This is a genomic window from Pseudomonas sp. ICMP 10191, from assembly GCF_001467335.1.
Lineage (GTDB): Bacteria > Pseudomonadota > Gammaproteobacteria > Pseudomonadales > Pseudomonadaceae > Aquipseudomonas > Aquipseudomonas cerasi.
Map to the genome: position 1 here is coordinate 1 of NZ_LKGW01000060.1, position 341 is coordinate 341.

Annotated in this window: 1 protein-coding gene; it reads left to right on the forward strand. The window is 63.9% G+C overall.

The annotated features are described in order from the left end of the window. On the forward strand, positions 1 to 341 hold a 341-nt coding region (locus AO388_RS06530; RefSeq protein ID WP_153003972.1), incomplete at both ends, for a phosphopantetheine-binding protein.

The window sequence follows — 341 nt, forward strand, 5'->3', positions numbered from 1 at the left end:
GAGCAACTGTCGCAAGGGCTGGCGGAGTACATGATTCCGAGTGCCTTCGTAACGCTGGCGCGTTTCCCGCAAACGCCGAGCGGCAAGCTGGACCGACGGGCATTGCCAGCGCCGGAGGACGACGCTTATGCCAGTCGTGATTACGAGGCGCCGGCAGGTGAAGACCACTTCTTCGAACTGGGCGGGCATTCGTTACTGGCGGTACAACTGGTGTCGCGTCTGCGTCAGCGCTTCGAAGTCGAGGTGGCACTGCGGGATGTGTTTGCCGAGCCGACGCTGCAAGGTCTGGCACGTCAGGTGGCGAACGCCCGGCTCTCGGCGCAGACGCCGTTGACGCTGGT